Origin of the sequence: Nocardia aobensis NBRC 100429, from assembly GCF_000308375.1 — a bacterium.
Lineage (GTDB): Bacteria > Actinomycetota > Actinomycetes > Mycobacteriales > Mycobacteriaceae > Nocardia > Nocardia aobensis.
Window position 1 is genome coordinate 1 of record NZ_BAFQ01000253.1, and the last position, 6,749, is coordinate 6,749.

6 protein-coding genes are annotated in these 6,749 nt (G+C 68.8%); 2 read left to right on the forward strand and 4 right to left on the reverse strand.

Annotated elements, in window-relative coordinates; genetic code table 11:
- Positions 1–72: 72 nt before the first annotated feature.
- From RJ03_RS27730 to RJ03_RS27745, 4 genes are all read right to left on the reverse strand, one after another.
- Positions 73–945 (reverse strand): acyl-ACP desaturase, encoded by an 873-nt coding sequence (locus RJ03_RS27730; RefSeq protein WP_063820455.1) that lies wholly within the window; start codon positions 943–945, stop codon positions 73–75.
- A complete protein-coding gene (locus RJ03_RS27735; protein WP_157163505.1) occupies positions 942–2,138 on the reverse strand; it encodes a PucR family transcriptional regulator in 1,197 nt (398 codons plus the stop codon). The genes RJ03_RS27730 and RJ03_RS27735 overlap by 4 nt, the downstream gene beginning before the upstream one ends.
- A 431-nt stretch (positions 2,139–2,569) precedes the next feature.
- Positions 2,570–3,916, reverse strand: a complete 1,347-nt coding sequence (locus RJ03_RS27740) for a lipase family protein (RefSeq protein WP_245552402.1) — start codon at positions 3,914–3,916, stop codon at positions 2,570–2,572.
- 281 nt (positions 3,917–4,197) lie between these two features.
- Positions 4,198–5,412 (reverse strand): lipase family protein, encoded by a 1,215-nt coding sequence (locus RJ03_RS27745; protein ID WP_036507779.1) that lies wholly within the window; start codon positions 5,410–5,412, stop codon positions 4,198–4,200.
- A gap of 176 nt (positions 5,413–5,588) precedes the next feature.
- Here RJ03_RS27745 and RJ03_RS27750 point away from each other — a divergent pair, with 176 nt between their 5' ends.
- Positions 5,589–5,810 carry a hypothetical protein gene (locus tag RJ03_RS27750; RefSeq protein WP_036507781.1) on the forward strand — a complete coding sequence of 74 codons (222 nt, stop codon included), beginning with the start codon at positions 5,589–5,591 and terminating at the stop codon, positions 5,808–5,810.
- Between the two features lie 157 nt (positions 5,811–5,967).
- Positions 5,968–6,749, forward strand: a 782-nt coding sequence (locus RJ03_RS27755) for an RsbRD N-terminal domain-containing protein (RefSeq protein WP_036507784.1), incomplete at its 3' end; no start/stop codon positions are given.

The following is a 6,749-nucleotide window of genomic DNA, read 5'->3' on the forward strand; positions in this document are numbered from 1 at the left end:
ACCGCCGAAGCATCCGCGAACGCCGTCTCCCGGGCGCGCGCTCGTTTCCCGCCGTTCCCCGGAAGCGGTCGGTCAGCCCTTCTCCAGAGCGGACAGATGGACGGCCAGTTCGTCGCGGGCCCGCTCTCCCGCACCGGTCAGATCGGTGCGCTCGAACACGTGCCAGTTGCGCAGCACCGGCCGCACCACCATCTCCAGATGCTGCGCCGGATCGTAGATGCCGTGGGTGGCCAGCAGCAACGCGTGCCGCCGGAAGCCGGGCCGGGCCGATCCGGGCATCCGGAAACCCGTGACCGCCTCGGTGATCGCGTGCATCATCGCGTCCGGTGCCAGCTCGAGGGCGGCCCGGGCGATGTTGCGGTAGAAGATCATATGCAGGTTCTCGTCGGTGGCGATGCGCGACAGCATCCGGTCGGCGATCGGTTCACCACAGGCGATGCCGGTGTTGCGGTGACTGATCCGGGTGGCCAGCTCCTGCAGTGTCACACAGGCCAACCCGCGCAGCAACCGCGGGGCCTGCGAGGCGGCGACGCCGCTGGTCAGCCGCGTCATCCGGGCGCGTTCCAGCGCAACGGGATCCACCGCGCGAGTCACCACCAGGTAGTCGCGGATCACGATGGCATGGCGGTTCTCGTCGGCGGTCCAGCATCCCACCCACCGTCCCCACGCGCCGTCGCCGCCGCACGTCTCGGTGATCGCACGATGACAGGAGGGCAGCTCGTCCTCGGCGAGCAGCGTGGTCACCAGCGCCACCCGCGCCACCTCCGGCAACGCCGATTGTTCGGGCGCCCAATCGTTTCCGCCCAGCGCCGCGAAATTACGGCCCTCGCTCCAGGGCACGTAATCGTGCGGATGCCAGGCGCGCGACTTGCGCAGATGGTCCGTGAGACAGCGTTCGGCGACGGGTTCCAGCTCGCGGAGCAGATCGCGATCGGCGACTCTCACGCGTACTCCTCGATGCGCGAATCGGTGCCGAGATCGAATGCCAGCAACGCCAGGCTCGCCCGCGCGATCCCGTCCGGACGGGCCAGCTCGAGGCCGGTCAACCGCTCGATGCGCCGCACCCGGTGCGCCACACTGTTCGGATGGATCGCCAGCCGCACCGCGGTCGATTTGCGGTCCAGGCCCGAATCCACGTAGGCGCGCAGGGTTTCCAGCAGCTCCGGATGCGGCCGCAACGGACCGAGCACCGCGGCCAGGTGCGCACGCGCCGGGCCGGGCCGGGTCAGCTGATATTCCACCGCCACGTCGGCGATCCCGTAGAGGCCCGGTGGACGACGCAGTGCGCGCACCAGTTCCAGCAGTTCGTGGGCTTCGGCGGCCAGCTCCGGGATGCGTGCGGTGGGACCCGCGACGACGGTCGCGGTGAGCGGCACCGAGGCCGCCGCGGACAGGACATCCAGGGTGTCGGCGGTCAGCACGGGGGCATCGATGCGGGCGGAGGCATCGAGGTCCTCCACCGGCACCAGTACGGTGCCGCCGTCGACCGAGAGCAGCGACAGCGCCCGCGAACCCAGCACCGGCGCCAACGCGCTCTGCAGCCGGCGCAGTTTGCGGCGCGCCACGGTTTCGGCGTTGCGGCGCGGATCGGATTCGCCGGGATGCGGGGCGATCGACAACGCCACCACCTGATAGGCGGGTGCGACCACGATCCCGGTGCGGCGGGCCAGTGCCGCACGGCCGTGACCGCTGAGCAGCGCGGTGACCAGGGTCTGGGCCGCGGTCTGATGATGGCGTGCGGCCGAGCGGTGTTCGTCGAGGTAGGCGGCCGAGGTCGCCACGGTCACCGTCTCCAGCAGGCGCAGCGCCTGTTCGGCGTCGGCGACCAGTGTCTCGCCGTCACCGCGGCCACCGGCGATATCGCTGAACGCGTGCCGCACGGCCTCGTGGTAGGCGCGCAGCACGGTGTCGAGGTCGATGCCCTCGCGCGCCCACGCGCCGGCCCGGCCGACCAGTTCGGCCAGACGCGCGGCATCCGCCGGTTCCGGGTCGGGTTCGGCGACCATATCGGCGGCCAGGGCCAGACATTCGCGCACCCCCGCGCCGAATTCGGCGGTGGTGTCGGAATGTGACGCCGGCGCCTCGATGCGCACGCTTCGGGTCAGAGTCGCCGCCAGGCTGGGTGCGGATGGTGTCATCGGGTCGCTCCAGAATCTGTCCCCGCGCGAAGTGTGCCCGCCGGATGCCTTGGGGTGAGGATGCACCCGGCGGGCGGTTCCACTACTACGCACAGTGACCGCGTCGAGGAGGGGGTTGGAAGTCCTGGTGCCGCGGGTCGAGCTGTGCGCCGTGAGCGGCGGCTTCGAGTCGGGAGCCGCTCACCGGTGGCCGGTCCGGCGTCCGCAGTGCCGACCTCCTCTCCTTCCGGAAGGTGCGGGTGCGCCGGTTGCCGAACGCGGCACCGTCCGCGCAAAAACCGGTGCCGCGTTCACATCACGGTACGGCCACGGAATCGCCTCGAACCCGAAACACCGGCGATCCGATGACAATTCATGAATCGCCCCGGGAGCGGCTGGGGTCGCGGCACAAAATTCTCCGCGACGACAGCGCGAATGAACGAAGCGGCCGTTCAGCATTCACTGGGAGCCGGCACACCCTGCAATCGTTGATCGACCCAGCCCATCGCCTCGGGATATCCCAATCCGGCCGCGATGATGTGTTCGCCGAGCACGCTGCGGTACACCGCCGCCACTCCCAGCGAGCACTGGTCGCGATAGAACTCGCGGGCGCCGGCCGCCGGAATCCAGAATTCCTGTTCGCCGTTGTAGACGTACAGCGGCACAGCGGATTTCATGCCCTGCATCCGCGTCACCCGGTAGATGTCGTCGGCCAGCGCGCTGTGCAGCGGATCCGGGGTGTCGGCGGCGATGTCGATCGGCAGCGACAGCACGCCGGGGACGGCGAAAACGCCGGCGCAGGTGTCCTTGAGCGGCGACAGGGCGGCCCACCGGGCCAGATTGTTCATCCGGGCGAGGATCTCCGGCCGCTCGCGCCCCACCCCGAAGGTGGCCGCCAGGAAGACTCCCGACGCGAAGTTGGCGTTCATGCTCTGCGACAGGATCTGATAGTCGGCCGGCACCCCGCCCAGTGCCGCACCGACGATCGCCGGCGCCAATTCCGGTGCGTAGGAATCGATCAGCGCCACCGCACCGCGGGTGGCGATGGCACCACCGGAGTAGCCGTGCATGGCATACCGGCTGGCGCCGAATTCGGCGGGCAGCGTCGCACGCATCGCCCGGATCGCGTCGAGCACGGCGTGACCGGCCACGAAGGGCTCGGCATACGCCATCCGCGGGCCCTCGTGATCGGGAATCAGCACCGCGTATCCGCGCAGCAGCGCCAGCTGGGTGGTGGGCGGGACGAAATCGGTGGTCCCGGTATCGCCGGTGAAACCGTGCGCGAGCGTGTAGCCGGGCGTGCAGGTCCGTCCCAGCGCGTCGATCGGCAGATTGTTGACCAGCACCGGCCGCGATCCGCGACCCGTCCACGGCGCGGCCGGAATCGCCAGTGTCGCAGTCGCGTACGAGGGCGCGTCGTGGGCGTCGGTCGTGCGGTACTTCAGCTGCAGCGCCTGCCGCACGGGCACCACGAGCAGCGGAGCGGCGGTTGTCGTCACGTCCCGGGTCGCGATCACGTCACCGGGACGCAGCCCCGCGAGATCGGACGGCCAGTCGTCGAGCAGCGGATCGCCCACCGGTGAGGGCATGACGGCCGTCTGCAGCCGGGCCAGATCGGCGGTGACACCGGTCTCCCCCGCGGCGGCCTGATCGGCCACCGGGATGGGCGGCGGCGGAATCAGGACGTCGATCCACTGCTGCAACTGCGCGAGACCCGGCGCGGGCGGATTCGACGCCGCCGGATCCTGGGCATCCGGCTGCGTCGGCAGCCCCGGTAACGAAACCGCCGGTAAGGGCAAGGGAGGCAGAGGAATCGGCGGCTGCGCCGCTGCGGTACCCGCGACGGGACCGCAACCGAGTAGCAATACCGTGACCAGAACATGCCGAATTCGCATGACGCACCCCACTGAAGCTCACCGCTGGTCCCCGTGCGCTACCAACCCGAGTTCGGCGCTGAACCAGGTGTTTCGAGACTACCGGCGCGAATCCGGTTGCCCGGGCGGCGTGTTCGGATCGTGTGCGGCGCGAGTCCGCATCGATATCGAATTCGTGGCGCGCGAGCGGTGTGGAGGTGGCGCGCTCAGCAGTTGCTCGGCACCGGCTGAGCGTGCATGCGACCGTCCAGCCAGTTCAGGACCTGCGGCAGGCCCAGTACCGCCGCGGTGAGGTGGTCGGGTACCGGAATGGCCTCCGACTGGACCGACACCCCGGCCTGGCACCAGCGCCGGTCCGTTTCGATGATCGAGTCCACCGGAATCAGGCCGTCGATGGGCGAATGCCATTCGAACACCGGCATATTCGGCACGCTGTCGGTGTAGAGCTCGAGACTGTTGTCCTCGACCACTTTGCGCGCGGTCGGGTCCTCGGTCATCGACGTGGTTCTGGCGAACTCGGTCACTCCGTGTCCCGCGCCCGCCGCCAGCAGGCCGTTGGTGCAGCTGTTGGCCATCACCTGCCGCGCCGCCATACCTTTGTCGTTGAGCTGCTCCGACAGCGGGAACCGGTCCGGGTATTCGCGTTCCAGGCCGAGTCCGGCCGCCATCGCCAGGCCGAAGGCCGGATGCGAGCCGTACCCCAGGCCCTCCAGCATCTTCACCATGTTCATCGGCACGCCGCCGGCCGCGGCCCCGGCGATGCGCAGCTCCGGCGCGTAGACCGGCGCGAGCGCGGCCGCCCACGCGGTGGCCATGCCGCCGCCGGAGTAGCCGGCCATCGTCACCGGGCTGTGCTCGAGTTTCAGATCGGCGGCGTGCTGCACCGCCCGAATGCCGTCCAGGGTGATCTGGCCGCCCAGACGCGCTGCGCCGTAGGCGAATTGCGGCCCGAGATGGTCGGGCATCGCGATACTCCAGCCGCGCTGCAACACCACGTTGTAGGCGGGTGCCTCGCGCACCATCAGATCCGGGTTCTTGGTGTAGAGCACATGGGAGACACCGCAATCGGTGCCCAGTCCGTTGATGATGGTCTGATACGACAGCAGCGGGCCGTCGGCCGCGCGCTTGCGCGGGGTCAGGACCGTGGTGGTCGACGCGATCGGCTTGCCCTCGGAATTGGTCGAGCGGAACTTGATCAGCGTGATGTCGGTGTCGGGGAAGATGTCCAGCGGCGGTAGCGGTTTCGTCGCCAGCACGTCGCCGGGCTTGTGCTCGGCGATATCGGCCGGCGCGGCGTAGAACGGATCCGGATCCGGTGCCGGGTAGATCGGTTGCGCCGGTGCGGAAGTCGTGGCGGCAGCGAACAGCAGCAGACTGCCGGCGGCGACGCTCAGCGCCCGCCGGACCGCGGTATGGCCCATGGGCCAAGAGATTATCGCGCGCGCGAGGCAACCCGAAATCGGCACCGCAGGTCCTGAGAAATCACAAGTTTGCCGCGCGGCGGTCTGTGTTACGCGATGAATTACACACTGAAACCTGTTCGGGTTACCCGCGAGTACGTAGCTTCGTTCCTGCACCGATGCAAAGGAGCACGGCTATGGACATCTCCGATACGGTCCCCGACATCCCCACTCGCCGGATCACGGTCTACTTCGGCGGCACCGGCCCCGATGCCGACATGGTGCTCGAATACGCCGCCACCCGCGCCGAGGCCTGGGAGTTCGCCGCCGCCGCGGTGCACTCCGGGCTGGCCGTCACCGTGGACGGCATGGTCCGGCCCGGATTGCGACCGCTGCCCTGCCGCCGATTGTGGCATTGAGGAATCGATTCACGTCCCGGCGACTGTGAGCGATCACAACGGCCCGCCGACCTGCTTCGATTTCCGCACAGACGATTCGCGAAGCACCCTCGGTTCCCGGCCTGCCGATTAGCGTTAACCGCCGGAACAGATAGTTCGGGAGTAGAAGGAGTCAGTGATGACCGTCGACAGCTCCAACCGGTCCAGTCTCACCTTTTCGGGACGGCCGATGTCGTCGCCGTTGAAGGATGTGTGGTCGCTGTCGCGGCACATGGTCGGCCACTTCGTCGAAAACGTCGCACCCTGCGGCACCCTCCCCGGCGACGCCATCCACGGCGACATCACCACCATCACCCGCACCTGCCTCGAACTCGCCATCAGCCTCCTCGACGGCCGCGACATCCCCGAAAAAACCGAACGCCTCAAAGACGCCGCCGCCGCCTGGGCCCGCGAAGGCGTCCCCATCGACACCATCCACCACGCCATCCACGAAGGCTTCAAAATCGGCTTCGACCTCGTCGTCACCAACGCCACCACCAAAACCCGCACCAACACCGGCAACAGCACCAACAGCGCAAACACCGGCCACAGCGCCGCCGACGCGGAACCCACCCTCACCCTCACCCACACCGACTACACCAACCTCCTCCAAGGCGCCAAACTCCTCGTCGAAATCCTCGACACCATGACCACCGCCGTCTCCGGCGCCTACGTCCGCGAACTCCGCGCCGTCGTCTCCGAACACCACAACGCCGTCCACACCCTCACCTCAGCACTCCTCGGCGGCCACCCCACCAGCACCATGGCCCGCGAATGCGGCATCGAAATCGCCGACAACTACCACATCCTCGCCCTCCACATCCCCCCACACCCCGACCAAGCCAACCCCCACCTCGACCCCACCATCATCGCCCGCCGCAAACTCCGCCGCCTCCAAGCCGCCCTCGCCACCACCACCCA